The organism is Candidatus Nitrospira nitrificans, assembly GCF_001458775.1.
In the GTDB taxonomy this organism is placed as follows: domain Bacteria; phylum Nitrospirota; class Nitrospiria; order Nitrospirales; family Nitrospiraceae; genus Nitrospira_D; species Nitrospira_D nitrificans.
In genome coordinates, this window is the sequence record NZ_CZPZ01000013.1 from 25,379 (window position 1) to 42,012 (window position 16,634).

At 56.6% G+C, this 16,634-nt stretch carries 16 protein-coding genes; 2 read left to right on the forward strand and 14 right to left on the reverse strand.

Annotated elements, in window-relative coordinates; all coding sequences use genetic code 11:
• The first annotated feature begins 63 nt into the window (after positions 1–63).
• Positions 64–840 (forward strand): tRNA pseudouridine(38-40) synthase TruA, encoded by a 777-nt coding sequence (gene truA / locus COMA2_RS10440; RefSeq protein ID WP_139077267.1) that lies wholly within the window; start codon positions 64–66, stop codon positions 838–840.
• On the opposite strand, the gene aepX is transcribed toward truA, so the two are convergent.
• On the reverse strand, positions 822–2,456 hold the full coding sequence (gene aepX / locus COMA2_RS10445) for a phosphoenolpyruvate mutase (RefSeq protein WP_090897621.1): 1,635 nt from the start codon (positions 2,454–2,456) through the stop codon (positions 822–824). The genes truA and aepX overlap by 19 nt on opposite strands.
• A 325-nt stretch (positions 2,457–2,781) precedes the next feature.
• Here aepX and COMA2_RS10450 point away from each other — a divergent pair, with 325 nt between their 5' ends.
• Positions 2,782–3,102, forward strand: coding sequence for a PsiF family protein (locus tag COMA2_RS10450; RefSeq protein WP_090897494.1), 321 nt, complete (start codon positions 2,782–2,784; stop codon positions 3,100–3,102).
• Positions 3,103–3,209: 107 nt separating this feature from the next.
• Here the strand turns inward: COMA2_RS10450 and cysE are convergent, their stop codons facing one another.
• The 13 genes from cysE to COMA2_RS10515 form a co-directional block, all read right to left on the reverse strand.
• On the reverse strand, positions 3,210–3,848 hold the full coding sequence (gene cysE, locus COMA2_RS10455) for a serine O-acetyltransferase (RefSeq protein WP_090897623.1): 639 nt from the start codon (positions 3,846–3,848) through the stop codon (positions 3,210–3,212).
• 120 nt (positions 3,849–3,968) lie between these two features.
• A complete protein-coding gene (gene ispF / locus COMA2_RS10460) occupies positions 3,969–4,442 on the reverse strand; it encodes a 2-C-methyl-D-erythritol 2,4-cyclodiphosphate synthase (protein WP_090897496.1) in 474 nt (157 codons plus the stop codon).
• 79 nt (positions 4,443–4,521) lie between these two features.
• Positions 4,522–5,229 carry a 2-C-methyl-D-erythritol 4-phosphate cytidylyltransferase gene (ispD, locus tag COMA2_RS10465; RefSeq protein ID WP_090897499.1) on the reverse strand — a complete coding sequence of 236 codons (708 nt, stop codon included), beginning with the start codon at positions 5,227–5,229 and terminating at the stop codon, positions 4,522–4,524.
• A 163-nt stretch (positions 5,230–5,392) separates the two neighbouring features.
• Positions 5,393–6,943: a DegQ family serine endoprotease gene (locus tag COMA2_RS10470; RefSeq protein ID WP_090897501.1), complete on the reverse strand. Its 1,551-nt coding sequence runs from the start codon at positions 6,941–6,943 to the stop codon at positions 5,393–5,395.
• A 35-nt stretch (positions 6,944–6,978) separates the two neighbouring features.
• Positions 6,979–7,902, reverse strand: a complete 924-nt coding sequence (locus COMA2_RS10475) for a class I fructose-bisphosphate aldolase (RefSeq protein WP_090897502.1) — start codon at positions 7,900–7,902, stop codon at positions 6,979–6,981.
• Between the two features lie 43 nt (positions 7,903–7,945).
• The gene (gene fbp / locus COMA2_RS10480) at positions 7,946–8,950 is read right to left on the reverse strand and encodes a class 1 fructose-bisphosphatase (RefSeq protein ID WP_090897505.1); all 1,005 of its coding nucleotides are present in this window, start codon (positions 8,948–8,950) and stop codon (positions 7,946–7,948) included.
• Positions 8,951–8,999: 49 nt separating this feature from the next.
• Positions 9,000–9,830: a DUF3108 domain-containing protein gene (locus tag COMA2_RS10485; RefSeq protein ID WP_090897507.1), complete on the reverse strand. Its 831-nt coding sequence runs from the start codon at positions 9,828–9,830 to the stop codon at positions 9,000–9,002.
• Positions 9,830–11,230 carry a phosphomannomutase/phosphoglucomutase gene (locus tag COMA2_RS10490; RefSeq protein WP_090897510.1) on the reverse strand — a complete coding sequence of 467 codons (1,401 nt, stop codon included), beginning with the start codon at positions 11,228–11,230 and terminating at the stop codon, positions 9,830–9,832. Before COMA2_RS10490 ends, COMA2_RS10485 begins: the two co-directional genes overlap by 1 nt.
• Positions 11,231–11,326: 96 nt before the next feature.
• Positions 11,327–12,808, reverse strand: coding sequence for a mannose-1-phosphate guanylyltransferase/mannose-6-phosphate isomerase (locus COMA2_RS10495; protein WP_090897512.1), 1,482 nt, complete (start codon positions 12,806–12,808; stop codon positions 11,327–11,329).
• A 42-nt stretch (positions 12,809–12,850) separates the two neighbouring features.
• Entirely contained in the window at positions 12,851–13,318 is a 468-nt protein-coding gene (locus COMA2_RS10500; protein ID WP_090897514.1) for a KdsC family phosphatase, read from the reverse strand.
• 239 nt (positions 13,319–13,557) lie between these two features.
• On the reverse strand, positions 13,558–14,436 hold the full coding sequence (locus tag COMA2_RS10505; RefSeq protein WP_090897517.1) for an NAD-dependent epimerase/dehydratase family protein: 879 nt from the start codon (positions 14,434–14,436) through the stop codon (positions 13,558–13,560).
• Between the two features lie 14 nt (positions 14,437–14,450).
• The gene (locus tag COMA2_RS10510) at positions 14,451–15,404 is read right to left on the reverse strand and encodes a glycosyltransferase family 2 protein (protein WP_090897518.1); all 954 of its coding nucleotides are present in this window, start codon (positions 15,402–15,404) and stop codon (positions 14,451–14,453) included.
• Positions 15,405–15,636: 232 nt separating this feature from the next.
• Positions 15,637–16,602 (reverse strand): glycosyltransferase family 2 protein, encoded by a 966-nt coding sequence (locus COMA2_RS10515; protein ID WP_090897521.1) that lies wholly within the window; start codon positions 16,600–16,602, stop codon positions 15,637–15,639.
• Positions 16,603–16,634 lie beyond the last annotated feature (32 nt).

The following is a 16,634-nucleotide window of genomic DNA, read 5'->3' on the forward strand; positions in this document are numbered from 1 at the left end:
AGAACCCATAAGGGCACCGGCTGACAAGCCGTGGGGCTCCACTCATCGCCGTCCACGCGCTTCATGCCCATCGTCAAACTGACCCTCGAATATGACGGCACGGCCTACGCCGGCTGGCAACGTCAGCCCGATCAGCCGACGATTCAAGAAGCCGTCGAAGCGGCCATCACAGGCGTCACTCAGATCAACGCCCCGGTCATCGGGGCCGGACGCACCGATGCGGGAGTGCACGCGCTTGGACAGGTGGCGAGTTTCCGTATCGACCGCGACATGACGCCGCGAGGATGGACAAGGGCGCTGAACGCCCATCTCCCAAAGAGTATCGTGGTGCGATCAGTCGCGCTCATGCCGGACACATTCCACGCGAGACATTCGGCCAAGGGCAAACTGTATGAATACCGTATTCTGAACCGCCCGGAACGTCCGGCGGTTGAGCGTGACTACTGCTGGCATATCCATCAACCGCTCGACGACGCGGCGATGAATCTTGCGGGGCTGGCGCTGATCGGCTCGCACGATTTTTCTTCGTTCCAGACACAACCCACCGACAACGACGATCCCGTCTGCCATCTCCAACGATTCATGGTCTTCCGAGAAAGCGATCGGCTGCGAATCGAAGCCTATGCCGACCGGTTCCTGAAACAGATGATCCGCTCCATCGTCGGAACACTCGTGGAGGTTGGCCTGAACAAACGCGCCCCTGACAGCCTGAAGACGATCCTGCATGCCCGCAACCGTTCCGCCGCCGGAAAGACGGCTCCTCCGCAAGGACTGTTTTTAGTGCGCGTCGATTACGATGGAGCCATCACAAACATGGAGGGTCAAAAATTGCCGGCCTGAACCACATCATCGAGGCTATTGATATCGAGCCAATGCCCCACCGTGTAAACTACGCGAATCGGGAGATTTCGCTTGAGCAAGTCCTGCAACAGCTGAGGGATGCCGGCTTTCCGATTGGCGGGATCAGCCATCATCGCCGCGAGAATGGCCTGCAACTGACCGGCTCCGGCGGCGGAGACTTTGAGAAAACCCATCCAGACTCCATGGGTGCTTTCCCTGGGCACCGTATTGCCTAATTGCTTGAGATAGATCCTGGCATTGAAGGCTTTCTTCGAATTCGGCAAGGAACATTCCGCAAAGCCGCCCAGGCGCGCATAACTGCTTTGGTTCTGCCAATCGCTGTCCACGAAGATCACGAAGTCCTCTTTCTCCCGGCAGAGCGCCTCAGGGATGTACGTATTGAACAGCACGTCGCCGTAGGAAATGATCAGATCTTTGGCCTGGCCCTTCTGTGCGCGCAGGGCTTTATGCAGCGAGTCGAGCTCGCCGGTGTCGGCAAAGTCATCGTTGTCGAGATAGGTCAGGTTCGGCAGCGTCACCGCCTCCTTCTTATAACCACGGACGACCGTGATATCCTTGATCCCCACGGCATTATAGGCGTCCACGATGTGGGCAAGAATCGGCGTCCCCTGTATTTTCACCATCGTCTTGGGCTGGTGTTCCGTCAGTTCCCGGAGTTCTTCGCCACGAGAGGCGGCCAATACGATAGCGCGGGTGTTTTCGGCGCCTCTGGGAAGATAACGATCTTCGGCATCTTGCAGTTCTGCGGCATTTTGTAGGCGGAAGATTTCAGAAACCGGCGCGACCTTGTCTTCGATGGAGAGCAGGTGCTCCTGCTCCTTTAATGTCCGCGCGGTTTTCTGCATCGCGGTCACGGCGGATCGCAGCATATGGTTCGCCCAAATCACCATCGCAAATCCATGCTGCCGAAACACATCGGTCGGCGTGGCGTAATATTTGGTCGGAACGATCACAACGGGACATCGGTTTCCCCATTCCTGCTTGAACGCTAGGATCTCATCCGGCACCGACAAGGCGCTATGAATGAGGATGCCGTCCGCGCCTGCCTGACGATACGCCTCGGCTCGGCGGAGAGCTTCCGCCAATCCCCACCCGCAAATGAAGGCTTCCACTCTCGCGATAATGCAAAAGTCAGGATCGGTTTGAGCATCTTTCCCGGCTTTGATCTTGCCGCAAAACTCTTGCATGTCCGCCATGGGCTGAGCGTCCCCCTTGATGAAACTATTCGTCTTGGGGAACAGCTTGTCTTCGATGCAAACCGCCGCAATGCGACGCTGCTCAAGCTTGCGGACCAGACGCTGCATGTTATTGAAGTTGCCGTATCCCGTATCACCGTCGAGAAGAATGGGAATCGTGGCCGCATCGGACATGAATTCCAGATTCTCCAGAACTTGAGTCCAGCTGGCTTCGTTGTTGTCACGGACACCGAATTGGGCCGAGATAGACAGGCCGCTGGCCCAAATGCCTCGAAAGCCGGCTTCTTGAACGATCTTCGCGCTGAGACCGTTATGCGCTTCGCAGATGAATTCCAACTGCTCCGACAAGAGGAGCTTCCTAAATTGGCTCGATGATGTGAGGGGTGGTGTAGAACTCATGGAATCTTCTCCTGGTTCTCGCCGACACGGTTCGAAACAGATGCCCATGCGGTGCGCTCATTCGCCGCAGAGAATACCCTATTCCCCCGAAGAAATCTTCCTGCCTTCGAGAACCGTTTAACGTACAACACAAGAAGCGCCGGATAACACGAGAAAGGAACACGCACAGCGGAAGGTTGAAAAGAATGGTTGGACTGAGCCTGTTCCGTCCCGACAAAGACAACCTTGGGGCGGCTTTTCCATTTCAATTCTAGAGACAACCATCCGTTGTTTCGCTATGATGGAACTGGGTTTGCAACTCACTCATAATCAAAGGAGATTCCGCATGCGGACCGCAATCCGTGCTCTCACCGTGACGCTGTTTGTGCTTAGCCTTGGAGCGACCCCATACGCCGTCGCCGCACCTCAACAGCAGAACAAGATGAAGGCCTGCAACGAGCGGGCGAACGCGAAGGGGTTTGGTGAAGGAAAGGGAGACGAGCGGAAGGAGTTTATGAAGGACTGTCTCTCCGCCAAGCCGGAGAAAGACGGGGGCGGGAAGGACTCTCAGCAGAATAAGATGAAGACGTGCAATAAAGAGGCGGGCGAGAAGAAGCTGAAGGGTGATGAGCGGAAGCAATTCATGAGCGAGTGTCTCTCGAATTAACAACGTGCCATCCCCGGTTCGGCGTGAGCTGCGCCGGGGATGGACGCCTACACCGCAGTCGGTACGCCACGGAAATAGGAAGGGCACCAATCGGGATAGTTGCCCGGTCAGGCGCTCTGGTCGTCGACTTTCTTGCGGAGTTCGATCAATTCCTGCTCCAACGCGATGAAGCGATCGCTGATGGGGTCCGGCAAATCGACCTGGTCCATCGTCGCATCCGGCAGCCGTTCGCCCAGGGATTTGATCACACGACCAGGGACACCGATTACCGTCGAATTGGGGGGAACATTCTTCAACACGACGGAATTGGCCCCAATCTTGACGTTGTCCCCGATCGTAATTCCCCCCAAGATCTTGGCCCCGGCCCCAACCACCACATGGTTGCCCAACGTTGGATGCCGTTTCCCACGTTCCTTGCCTGTCCCTCCCAACGTCACGCCCTGAAAGAGCGTCACATAATCACCGATTTCCGCCGTTTCCCCGATCACCACTCCCATCCCATGGTCGATGAAAAAGCCCGTTCCGATCTTGGCGGAAGGATGGATCTCCACACCCGTTACCCACCGGGCCAACTGAGAAATAATCCGCGGCAGGATCGGAACATTATTGGCCTTGAGCCAGTGCGCGATGCGATAGGCCAGCAGCGCATGGAAACCGGCATACGTCAGGATCACTTCCAGCTTGCTCGTGGCCGCTGGATCTCGATCGAAGACGGCTCGTAAATCCTGTTTGATGATGTCAAACATGCCGGCCAGCAAGTTGGAACGGACGGACGCGGGAAGATAAAACTCTGCCGGCGTTCATCAGGTCCTGTAATCGGTCGTCAAGATCGACCATACGTTTGTCGCTTGCGAACTCCAAAACCTTCAGACTGGTTCGATCACACACACCGCATGCGCGATCATTGCCTCTTCATGTCCCACCGCATCCAGTCCCTCTCCGCTCTTCACCTTGACATTGACCAGGCCGGGATCGATCCGGGCTGTCTCCGCTATTTTCTTCTGCATTGCCGGAAGATATGGGCCAAGCCGAGGAGCTTGGGCCACTATCACGGTATCGATGTTGCCCACCCGATACCTCTTCGCGCTCAGCTTTTCCATCACATCTTCCAATAGTTTCAAGCTGGAGATCCCCTTGTACTTGGGGTCGGAGCTTGGATAGTGCCGGCCGAGATCGCCCTCCCCCATCGCCCCCAATAAGGCATCGCACACCGCATGGACAAGGACGTCGGAATCGGAATGGCCGAGCAATCCCTTGGTGTGTGGAACCTCAATTCCTCCCAAGATCAATTTACGGTCCGGCCCAAGCGGATGGACATCGTAGCCATAACCGATACGCATAATGTTCCTTTCGTGCTTGGTCAATAGCCGCTCGTCAACGGTTCGGTCTTGTGTATTTCCAGTGACGGATGACCAATGACTACTGACCGCTCTTTGATCGCGCCGCTAAAATCGCTTCGCCGATCACCATGTCTTCAGGCCTCGTCACCTTGATATTTTCGCCGCTTCCCTCGACGACGGACACAGGATGTCCGGCCCATTCGAGAAGATAGGCATCGTCAGTGGCGCGAATCCCTTCCGCATGGGCCTTCCTATGGGCGGCCAGCAACCAGTCGCGACGGAAGGCTTGCGGGGTCTGCGCCAGCCACAATGACTGCCGATCAATCGTGCGCTCGATGACATGGTCGGCCCCCACTTGCTTGACGGTATCCTTCATGGGTAGGGCGATGATCGCCGCTCCCTTAGCCCGTGCCGCCTTCACCACCCCTTCCACCATCTGCTCTGTGAGAAACGGACGAACCGCATCATGCACCAACACTACATCGACGTCGGCATGGACAGCCTCAAGCGCATGCCGGACGGAGTCTTGCCGCTCATGTCCTCCCGGCACCACTTTTGTCACTTTGGTAAAGTGATGCTTCGCCACGACTTCTTGGAGGCAATAGTCCATCTCGTTCTGGGGAACCGCTAGGATGATTTCATTGATGATGGAAGAGGCTTGAAGCACACGCAGCGAATGGAGCACGAGCGGTTGACCGCCGAGGGCGAGAAATTGTTTGGGAACCGCGCCGCCCATGCGAAGGCCCCGTCCGGCGGCAGGGACGAGGGCGACAGTGCGAGTGTTCACGAGCAGAAACTAAGCTACCTTTCCCATCGTGTCGAGCTTAACCCTATTCATGACGGCTCGTTCCTAAGTTCCAGGTTCACGTTCAACGTTTCAAGCTGGGGACTGACCACAAACCTGAACATGAAACCGTTGGCCGGCTGCAGAAGGGTTCTAACTAATGTAGCTAAGGACGAAGCGTGAGGTAGATCGTCCGCCCTTGCCGTTTCAGCAAGAGCAAGACCGCTTGATCCTTCGGCAACTTGCCGGCGATCCGCTCAAACACCTTGACCGACGTCACCGCTTGACGATTCACTTCAAGGACGATATCGCCCTCCCGAACACCCAATTCTTCGGCCGTACTGCCGGGCTTGACCCGAACAATCACCACGCCCCGTTCGCTGGATTTGAGCCCATACCGGCCCGCTAATTCTTCCGTGAGATCTCGCACATCGAGGCTGGAGAGTATTCCCGTCGGCATCGCTGAATCCCCTCCATCGTCCTCGCCGGTTTGTGACATCGACTTAGGCTGCTCAACGATGGTGAGATCGATGATTTTCGGTTTCTTGTCTCGAATAAGTTTCACCGCCACTTTCTTTCCGACCGGAGTCTGAGCCACAGCGTTGCGCAAGTGCGTCGGCGAATCCATCGGCTTGCCGTCATACTCCACGATCACATCGGCTCGCTCGAATCCCGCTTTTTTCGCCGGGCTGTCGTCCATCACATCGCTGACGAGCACACCCTTGGTCTCCGTAATCCCGAATTGAGAGGCCAACTCCGGTGTCAGCTCCTGAATGGAGACCCCAAGCCACCCACGAACGACTTTTCCGGTCTGTACGAGTTGGCCCATAATGGATTGAGCCATATTGCTCGGAACGGCGAAACCGATCCCCATGTTGCCGCCGCTCTGACTGAATATCGCGGTGTTGATGCCCACCAGCTCTCCCCGCACGTTGACCAAGGCCCCACCGGAGTTCCCGGGATTGATGGCTGCATCCGTCTGGATGAAATCTTCGTACTCGGCGATGCCGGCCGCTCGCCCAAGGGCGCTGACAATCCCCAAGGTGACGGTCTGTGTCAGTCCGAACGGATTCCCGACGGCCAGGACAAACTCCCCGACTTCCAGTTTGTCCGAATCGGCCCAGGCGACGGTCGGAAGCCCCGTCGCGTCGATCTTCACGACGGCCACATCGGTCTTCGGATCGGTGCCGATCAGCTTCGCCTTGAATTCGCGCTTGTCGGACAGCGTGACACGAATTTCATCCGCCTTGCCGACCACATGGTTATTGGTGATGATGAGTCCGTTCGATTCGACGATCACACCGGACCCCAAACCCCGTTCTTTTCGTTCTTTCGGGTGTTCAAACTTCCGGAAAAACTCGTCGCCGAAAAATTTTCTAAACAAGGGGTCATCCAGCGGCGCCGTGCCGGACCCTTCCGAACGTCCGCTTTTCGTCGCATAAATATTCACCACTGCCGGTTTCACCGACTTGGCAATATCCACGAACGTTTGATTGCTCCCGCTGAGGACGGGCTGGGGAGCGGTCGAGACCGGTCTGGCGCTGGGAGCAGGCGGAGCCACCGAAGCGGAATCGGGGACCGCATATCCCGTCGGCAACCAGCCGAGGTCTGACGCTATCACAAGCCCGATGATGATCCCGACCGTCAATAAGCTTGCGGCAACAAGCCAGCTCCTGGTTCCTTGAGGCGGTTTCTTTTCAAAATCGACCTGATTCATCGTGGCGATCGCTCTTCTATGCGTTCAGCCGGTGACTACTGGATCTCGCCGGCATAAATTCCCATGATGGTGCGGAGAAACTTGACGGCCTCCGCCTTCGGCCGCTGGAATGAGTTTCGACCGATGATGGAACCGAAGCCACCGCCGTCTCGAATGGCCCGAGCTTCTTCGAATACGTTCGCGTCCTCGCTCTTGGCCCCGCCGGAAAAGATGACGATCCGCCGGCCGTCGAATGAACTCTGGACGACGTGCTTCACCCGCTCCGCCAGCGTCTTGATCGGAATTTGCGTCGATTCATACACCTTCTTGGCGGCAGCCTGCTCCAAATGCGCGCTCGGCAATTTGACCTTGATGATGTGCGCGCCCAACTGCGCCGCAATTTGCGCCGCATACGCGACCACATCAATGGCCGTCTCACCTTCTTTGCTCAACACCGATCCGCGAGGATAGGACCATACGACCACGGCCAGGCCACTGTCTTTCGCTTCCTCGGCGATCATTTGCAATTGCTCATACATGGCATTGCAATGGGAAGAACCGGGATAGATCGTGAACCCGACGGCGGAGCAACCCAGCCGAAGGGCATCCCTCACACTACCGGTCACCGACGGCAACGGATCCTTCTCGTCATGCAACACGTCGTGATTGTTCAACTTCAGGATGAGGGGGATCTGCCCGGCGAACTCGCCGGCTCCGGCTTCCAGAAACCCTAGCGGGGCGGCATAGGCATTACATCCGGCATCGATCGCGAGTTGAAAGTGATAATGGGGATTGTAGCCGGGTGGATTCGGCGCAAAACTCCTCGCCGGCCCATGTTCGAATCCCTGATCGACCGGCAGAATGACTAACTTGCCGGTCCCTGCCAACTTACCGGCCCGCAGCAATCGCGCGATGTTGGTCTTGGTTCCCGCATTATCGCTCCCGTACCAACTCAGAATTTCCTGAACCCGGTCTCTCATAGCTCCCCTCCCAACAACATCACCATACCACATACATGAGCATCTAGGCGTTCCCTTGAATGTACGCCTCCGCTTGCTCGACGTCGCGGCGACTCCCGATGATCAACGGCACGCGCTGATGCAATTTCTTCGGCTCCACTTCTAAAATTCTCGATGTCCCCGTCGTGGCTTTCCCGCCGGCCTGTTCGACGACAAATGCCAGTGGATTCGCCTCATAGAGCAATCGCAGTTTCCCTTCCGGTTTATCGAGTTCCCCCGGATAGAGATAGATCCCGCCTCCGAGCAACAGGCGATGCACGTCGGCCACCAAACAGCCGGAATACCGAGCGCTGTACGGGCGACCGGTCGCCTTGTCGCTCACTTTGAGCGAGTCCATATACTTCTTCGTTCCCGCCGACCACTTGTGGTAGTTCCCTTCATTGGCGGCGTAGACCCTGCCCTTTTCCGGAATCCTGATCCGCTCGTGCGACAGGAGATATTCCCCGATGTCGGGTTCGAGCGTAAATCCATACACGCCGTGCCCGACGGTATACACCAGCATGGTACTCGATCCGTACAACAGATAACCGGCCGCGACCTGCTCCGTCCCCCGGCGGACCATTTCCCCGTCAGTGGGCAACCGATCGGTTCGGTCATACTTGAGCACGGAAAAAATGGCTCCCAGCGGCATATTGTTGTCCGTGTTAGAGGAACCATCGAGCGGATCGAAGAGCAGCATGTACTTACCGTGCGGCCAATTGCCTGGAAGCGAGATCGGTTTTTCCATTTCTTCCGAAGCCAAGGCGCAGACATAGCCGCTATGTTGAAAGACTTTGACGAAGTCGTCGTTCGCGATGGCGTCCAGTTTCTTGACCGTTTCTCCCTGCACATTCGTATCGCCGGTCGTTCCAAGAATGTTGATCAATCCGGCACGCCGAAGATCTTGCGAAATGAGCTTGCCGACCAAACCAATCTGGGTCAATAACCCGGAGAATTCCTCCGTCGCAGCTTGATGCGAGGCCTGATTCTGAATGATAAAACGGCTTAACGTAAGGGGAAATTCTCGCATGACGACGCTCAGTATAGCGGGTTTGACCCGTGCGAACAACAATCGATGTTCAATACTCTTGCCGGACTGAGCTGATTTCCGGCAAGCCGTCGACCAGATCCGCGACGATTGATCCCAGCACAACCTTCGCCTTCATCCGGAGCGGAGTCTTCCGATCATCATTGGTGACCCAAACGCGGATGTTGCCCTGATTCATGAACAACCCATGGAACGGCATGATCACCAGCACCCGGACCGTCTCCGCGATTCCCCATGCGCCTTCAATGGTCTCGATCGCCTCGACAAGAACCTCGACCGGCCGATTTTTCTTATCGTGATACACATTCATTTTCACTGAGGCCCCGGGATTCGGCGGCAAGACCATCCGCGTATAGTACAAGCATGAAATGATATCCTGTGTCCCGGCTTGGATAGGGAGCGACTCCGTCGCCCCTCCCCTGACAGCCGTGACCGTGCCTTCTTTTTGATGGAAGACATACTCGATATCTTCCTTCTTTCGCCCTTCGCGCCGACGAAAGGTCATGTGGTCCGGAGCCAGGGTCTCCAAATCCAACTCCGACTCGACTCGATTATCCACCGGAAAGAACTTCGTGATGATCGGCGTCGAGCGCGCCGTCCCCACCAACTTGGCAACCGGTCGATCGTTCTGTCCCTCCATCTGAGCCACTTCCATCACGGCAATTGCGGCTGTCATGTTGAGCCAGGACACCTCATACGTCAGCCGTTCGCCGATCTGAAAAGGACGTTTCAGTTCACCTTGCGCGTGAGCTTCAATTGAACCGACAGGCAGGAACAGAAGCAGACAGACGGCCACAATCTTGGCATAGCGGCACATTCTGGAAACATCGGGAATTCGATCAGGCCAGGCCGTGGCAGACATCAACACCCGACCGCTCGTTTGGCATCCGCGAGTTCCCCCTCGACGATCGCCCGAATAACGCTCAGCTGTGCAGAGGATGTCGCCTCAAATCTGAGCACCAAGGCCGGTTGGGTGTTGGAGGCCCGGATAAGCCCCCATCCATCATCGAATACTCCGCGGACACCATCGATCGTGATGAGGTCCCGAAGCATCAGCCGGCTCGGCCCGAGGCCTTGTTTGCTCCGCAAATACTCCGAGAATCTCAGGCGAATCCGCTCCACGACATTGAATTTGACTGTATCAGGAAGATCCACCCGGATCTCCGGCGTCACCACCGTTGTGGGCAAGTCCGCAACGAGCGTTGAAAGCGGACGTTGGGTCTTCGCCAGGATTTCAACGAGGCGGCAAGACGCGTACACCGCGTCGTCGTACCCGAAATACCGATCCGCGAAAAACATGTGTCCGGACATTTCACCGGCCAATACCGCCGACTCCTCTTTCATCTTTGCCTTGATCAGCGAATGACCGGTCTTCCACATGATCCCACGCCCGCCTCGCTTGGCAATGTCATCATAGAGGCTCTGTGACGCCTTGACTTCGGAAATGATCGTGCTGCCGGGTTGCACGGACAAGATGTCACGCGAGTAGATGACCAACAGACGGTCGCCCCACAGCACCTCGCCCTGCTCATCAACCGCCCCGATTCGGTCCGCATCCCCATCATACCCGATTCCTACATCGGCCCCGTGATCCTTCACCGATTGCATGAGATCGGAGAGGTTCTCAAGAACCGTCGGATCCGGATGATGGTTGGGAAAGCGCCCATCGAGGTCGCAATGCAACCCCGTCACCCGACATCCCAACGACTCGAGCGCTTGTTTGGCAACGAGGGACGCCGCGCCGTTCCCGCTGTCGATCACGACATGCAGCCGGTTTGCGCGGACATGAGAGAAGCTTTTCCGGAGGTACGCCAGATAGTCGGGAATAATCGGATGCTCGGAGAGACGGCCGTTCCCCGATACAAATATCCCTGCTTCCATCACCCTTCGAAGTTCCTGAATTTCATCTCCATGAATGGCGGATTTACCGACACAGACCTTAAAGCCGTTATACTCCGCCGCATTGTGGCTTCCGGTAATCATGATGCCGCCACCGACCGGCAGGGTGAACAATGAGAAGTAGACTAACGGCGATGTACAGACACCGATATCGATGACATCGAGCCCACCCGCGAGCAGTCCCTTGAGCAGCGCCTTGTGCAAAGCCGGCGAACTGAGCCGCCCGTCACGCCCCAGGCTGATCGTCTTCACTCCACGCTTCAGGCCGTAGGTGGCGTAGGCACGGCCCACCCGCTCAGCCAGATCCTCGGTCAATTCGCTGCCGACAATTCCTCTCAGATCGTATTCGCGAAACAAACCCATGGTTCCTCGTTATTCGTGCATCGTTGGACGTTACGCGTCACCTCCCGGATGACGTCCTTGCTCTTCATGATACGTATGACGTTTTGCGTTTCACGCTTAACGCTTTACGCCCCTTCCGTAATCATCCTTAAACCGCACAATATCATCCTCACCGAGATACGGTCCGTTCTGCACTTCGATGATGTGCGCGATCTCCCGCCCTGGGTTCTCCAATCGATGTTTGGTTCTCGCCGGAATGGCGGTGCTTTCTCCGACCTTTAAATCGAAAACCTCCTGACCTCGCGTCACACGCGCGATGCCGGCAATCACCACCCAATGTTCGCTCCGCTGGTGATGCATCTGGAGGGAGAGCCGGCCCCCGGGGTTCACCGTGACACGTTTCACTTTGAACCCAGCCCCCTCTTCCAACACAGTGTACGACCCCCACGGTCGCTGAACCGTCAGGTGTTCCAAATGCTCAGGCGCTTGCTGCCGCTTCAGAATATCGACGATCTGCCTTACGTCCTGCGCCCGAGATTTCGGACACACCAACGTCGCATCAGGAGTATCCACCACCACCATATCCTGCAACCCGATCGTGGCAACCACACGCCGGTCCGCATAGACAATCGTGTGCTTGCTCTCGATGTCGATCACTCGCCCGGTCACGACATTCCCGGCCTCATTCTTCTCCGCGACTTCGTCCAGACTGCCCCAACTTCCGACATCGGACCATTTAAACGTCACCGGCACCACCGCCGCCTTCGACGACTGCTCCATCACACCGCTGTCGATTGAGACCGGTTTGATTTGGCGATAGATATCGTCGATCGACTGTTTGGAGGCGCCTTCCATTTTGAGTTTCCTGATCTGATCCATCGAAGCCGCAATCGCCGGCTGGTGAAGACCGATTTCCTGCAAAATCGTTTCAGCGCGCCAGACAAACATGCCGCTGTTCCAAAAATAGTCACCCGCCTTTAGGTACCGGGCCGCCTTCGTCGCGTTGGGCTTCTCCACGAATTTTTGAACGCGATACCCCCGCAATTTCCCCCGTGTCCCCAGCAGAGCGTTGTCTTTCGGTTTGATATACCCATACCCGGTTTCCGGGCGGATCGGGTTGATTCCGAACGTGACCAAGTAACCCTCCATCGCCAACTGCGCGGCCAATCGGACGGCCGCCTCAAAGTCACGCTGCCCCGTCACCACATGATCGGCGGGAACCACCAGCATCAGTCCATTCGGATCGCGCGCCGACACTTCAAGCGCCGCGAGCGCGATCGCGGGGGCCGTATTGCGCCCTTCGGGCTCGAGGAGAAATCCGTTCGCGAGGTCCTCTTTCCAGTCAATCAGTTGCGTTCGAATGAGATCAGCTTGCGCCGCGTTGGTCGAAATCAGCACATTGGCAGCCTGGCCACAGCCGAGGACGCGCCGCATGGTCTGCTGAATCAACGTATGCTCGCCGCCGATCCGCAAGAGCTGCTTGGGAAACAGATGACGGCTCAAGGGCCAAAATCTGGTCCCGCTCCCTCCCGCCATGATCACCGGATACAGATGAGAACTCAGATCGTTATTCGTGATACGTGAAGCGTGAAGCGCCATACATGTAGCCCATCTGCTCAGGTAACGTTGAACGAGTAACGGTTACCGTAACCGAGGTTGCCGCACCTCCAGTAACATCTCTGCGAGTTCTCTCACCGCACCCTCCCCACCCTTCTGCCGACACACATAGTCCACGACCTTCAAGACTTGCGGAAGACCATCCGCCGGGGCCGCCGACAATCCCACTGCCTTCAAGGCCTCGATGTCGTTGACGTCATCGCCGATGTACGCGACTTGCCTCAGTGAGATGTCATGTCGCATGGCCATGTCTCGGATCACCGACAACTTGTCCATCACTCCTTGATGAAGTTCCGGAATGGCGAGTTTTTCCGCTCGGCGAGCGACCAACCTGGTTCGCTCCTGCGTCACAATCGCCGTGATGAGACCGGCCTTTTGCAGCAGTTTGATCCCCATTCCATCTCGGGTATTGAACTTTTTCCATTCATCGCCCGACTCGGAATAGTACATGCCGGCATCGGTGAGCACTCCGTCCACATCCGTGGCGAACAACCGGATCCCTTTGAGTAGAATCCGAGACGGCCGCCGACTTACGGAGCTTCGTGTTGTGGGCTTAATCGCCAAGGCTAAGAGGCTACCTCAATGAGTGTCGATGAAAACCTATCATACCCGACAGGCAGGGCATCGCAAAATAAAAACACGACCCACCGGTCAAGAATCGTAGAGAAGTCGTCCGTCGACTATTCGCTCAATCCTTGAAGTACGTTCCAGCACAACCACAACCGGAACATTCATCTTGGCAAGTCCTCTCGCAACACTCGAAAGGGTCGCGGCGCAAAGCCGAGATCTCGCACGGCATCGGCATGGTCAAATACTAGATCACGGTTCATGCGCTCCGCCATCTCCACCGTCCAATGTCTATACCGTGGCACCAAGCGAGCTGCTGCCACCGCCGGCCGGAACAGCGAGCGCGGTATCGTGACGAGATACGGCACTTTGCCGACTAGGGAAAAGACGCGGCTCACCATCTCCCTGTAAGACATCGTTTCCCCCCCGGAAAGATTATAGGTCCGGTTGACCGCGGCAGGCGAAGTCAGGGCCGACACACATGCCGCAGCGACATCCTCCGCATGCACAGGCGCACGCAAGCCTTCGGCTTCTCCCAACAGGGGGAAAAATCCCCATCTGCGTACAAACCGGGTAATCTCCGTCAGATTCTTGTCCCGCCCACGTCCATAGATCAACGTGGGACGCAAAATGACCCATTCCACTCCTTGCGTCTCCGCCCAGGTGCGGAACGCCCTCTCTCCCTCGGCCAGACGCTGTGCAAGATGCCGCTCGCCGTGATCGGACGAATCCTTCTTGACGAACAGGCTGGTTGAAGACAAGGCCACCACTCGACGCGCGGCGGAGATTTCGATCATTCCAAAGTACTGAGGCAACACCCAGATAGGAGCCACACACAACCAATGCGTGATTGAGGGAACATCGGGGTGAGCGGGTAAAGACGCGGGAAGCTGCAACCAGGTCACTCCCGGTTCAGGTTCGCCACCGGATGGGTGCCTGGAGAACGCCACGGTGTGACGTCCGTCGTTTCTCAGCCGAGAGATCACGCATTCGCCGACCAGACTGTTTGCCCCCAGTAAGCCGGTCTTCACCCGTTGATCCACACTGAAATCCGGAGCTATCGCAGAATGCGCAATGCTGAGTGATAGGTCGCGACCAATCCAAACCGTAGCCAGATGCCCAGCGCCACCAGCCACATCAAGGGGCCTGGATACTGATGCTGGAAAAACTTGCGATAAAATCGCATCATTCCGCAGTGCTTATGCCATTCGACAAAGATCGGACGAGCGCGGCTGCAGCTTCCTTTGTAATGAACGACTCTCGCGTCAGGCACGAACATAATTTTCCAGCCCTTGCGCCGCAAGGTCATGGAAAAATCCAGATCCTCACAATGCAAAAAGTACCCCTCGTCCCAATGCCCGACATCTTGCATTGCGGCGCGCCGGATCAACATGCACGCGCCGGAAATCGCCTCGACCTCGATAGGATGAGCCGGCAACGGCTGCGTGTGTAAGTGAAAATCAAAAAACAGCCTCGGCCATCGATTTGCAAAACGCGACAGACCGAATGCCCGCACAAACGATCGCCATGGTGTCGGAATGGCCCGCCTTCCACCCGCTTGTTCGGTGCCATCCGGATTGACGAGCAGACCACCCGCCATTCCCACATCCGTGCAATCATCCAGCACCCGCAACAGGTGACTCACGGAATCAGGCGTCAGTACACAATCAGGATTAAGAAAAAACAGACAACTGCCGGTGGAGGCCTCGGCTCCGATATTGCAGGCCGCCGCAAACCCAAGATTCCGGTAATTTCGAATAATCTGCACCTTCGAGTCATAGGGAAAGGCCGCCTCAAGTTGCGCCAAACTGTCGTCGCTTGAGGCATTATCGACCACGATCACTTCGTCGACCTGGCTTAAGGCGGACGAGACACAGGCGACAATGCATTCGCATGCATTGTAATTCACGATGATCAGCGAGACTGTCTTGGATAAAGGACAGACCTCAAGATTGCTCGAGCGACAGGGTGGTGATGAGGTCAATTGCCGTGCTGAAGCCGTCGTCAACATTTCATTACTTAGCGAAATTCAGTTAAGCCTTGGCCCAAGGTTCGAGCCTAGGCCCGGTCTACCGCGCAAGTCAACTAGTGGAGGCCCTAGTCTTCGGGTAAAGACGGGCTAGGCCCAACAGAACCATGAATTCCGAGACGGGAATGTTCTGGCGAGGTGCGATACACTCAAGACCGACCAGAAGGGAGTAGGAACGACCACGGCAGGACAAGTGGAGAACTGTGGGATTGGATTACCTTACTGGAACGACGTGCTTATCCATCAACCGCCAAATCTCACTCACTGTCGCAATACGAGTCGATTGAATCGCTTGCCGCTTGCGCCACATCTTCGGCAAACCGAACAAGGCATCGCGCTTGGATCGCAGGATCACCCGGCCCCGTCCCTGCAACGCAAACCAAAGGATGCTCGCCACATTCAGCAATACATGCAGCGGCAACAACAGCCAGAACAATACTCCCGGCATATCCTTCACGAAAGTCCACACCACATTGCGATGTCCATGATAGAGGGCAAACGTGCTATGCTGCCCGCCCGTTGTACCAGAGCCGACATGCTGAACCACGGACGCAGGCACAAACAGACAGCGGTAACCGGTCAGCCGTAACCGAAACCCCATGTCCACGTCTTCCACATAGCAGAAATAATCTTCATCAAAACCGCCGACCTCAAGCAACGCGCTCCGCCGATAGAGCGCCGCGGCAGCACAGGCTGAAAATACCTCGGACGCCTGGACTGAAAGGGTATCCGCCGGTGCGCCATGCGCCGCGCGCCACACCAGCCCACTGATATGATACGCATCACCTGCCCCGTCCAATAGAGAAAGATCAGTGGCATTCACCAGCTTGCTTCCGAAGACATCGAATTCAGGATTCTCCCGCGCCGCCGATAATAACGCCTCCAGCCAATGTGGCTCGGGAAAGGCATCCGGATTCAGCAAGGCAATCCATTCGGACTCTGCGGCGGCGGCCTGAATTGCCACATTGTTGCCTCGTGCGAAGCCAAGATTCTCGTTCAGCTCCAACATACACACGGATGGATAACGCCGAACGATATCGAGCGACGCATCGGAGCTCGCATTATCAACCAGAATAATCTCATGCGGCGTGACCGTCTGCGCCTGCAATGCTGATAGGCAACGATCAAGAAAGGGCTGCCCGTTCCAGTTGACAATGGCGACGGTTACCTTAGGCCACATCTTCTACTTTACCGATCACCACCTCTTGCATG

Bases quoted from the DNA above. Each gene is read 5' to 3' on its own strand.
- COMA2_RS10470 (WP_090897501.1), bottom strand. From the start codon at position 6,943: ATGAATCAGGTCGATTTTGAAAAGAAACCGCCTCAAGGAACCAGGAGC.
- COMA2_RS10490 (WP_090897510.1), bottom strand. From the start codon at position 11,230: ATGGGTTTGTTTCGCGAATACGATCTGAGAGGAATTGTCGGCAGCGAA.
- COMA2_RS10450 (WP_090897494.1), top strand. From the start codon at position 2,782: ATGCGGACCGCAATCCGTGCTCTCACCGTGACGCTGTTTGTGCTTAGC.
- COMA2_RS10510 (WP_090897518.1), bottom strand. From the start codon at position 15,404: ATGTTGACGACGGCTTCAGCACGGCAATTGACCTCATCACCACCCTGT.
- COMA2_RS10485 (WP_090897507.1), bottom strand. From the start codon at position 9,830: ATGTCTGCCACGGCCTGGCCTGATCGAATTCCCGATGTTTCCAGAATG.
- COMA2_RS10475 (WP_090897502.1), bottom strand. From the start codon at position 7,902: ATGAGAGACCGGGTTCAGGAAATTCTGAGTTGGTACGGGAGCGATAAT.
- truA (WP_139077267.1), top strand. From the start codon at position 64: ATGCCCATCGTCAAACTGACCCTCGAATATGACGGCACGGCCTACGCC.
- cysE (WP_090897623.1), bottom strand. From the start codon at position 3,848: ATGTTTGACATCATCAAACAGGATTTACGAGCCGTCTTCGATCGAGAT.
- fbp (WP_090897505.1), bottom strand. From the start codon at position 8,950: ATGCGAGAATTTCCCCTTACGTTAAGCCGTTTTATCATTCAGAATCAG.
- ispF (WP_090897496.1), bottom strand. From the start codon at position 4,442: ATGCGTATCGGTTATGGCTACGATGTCCATCCGCTTGGGCCGGACCGT.
- COMA2_RS10495 (WP_090897512.1), bottom strand. From the start codon at position 12,808: ATGGCGCTTCACGCTTCACGTATCACGAATAACGATCTGAGTTCTCAT.
- COMA2_RS10515 (WP_090897521.1), bottom strand. From the start codon at position 16,602: ATGTGGCCTAAGGTAACCGTCGCCATTGTCAACTGGAACGGGCAGCCC.
- aepX (WP_090897621.1), bottom strand. From the start codon at position 2,456: ATGAGTTCTACACCACCCCTCACATCATCGAGCCAATTTAGGAAGCTC.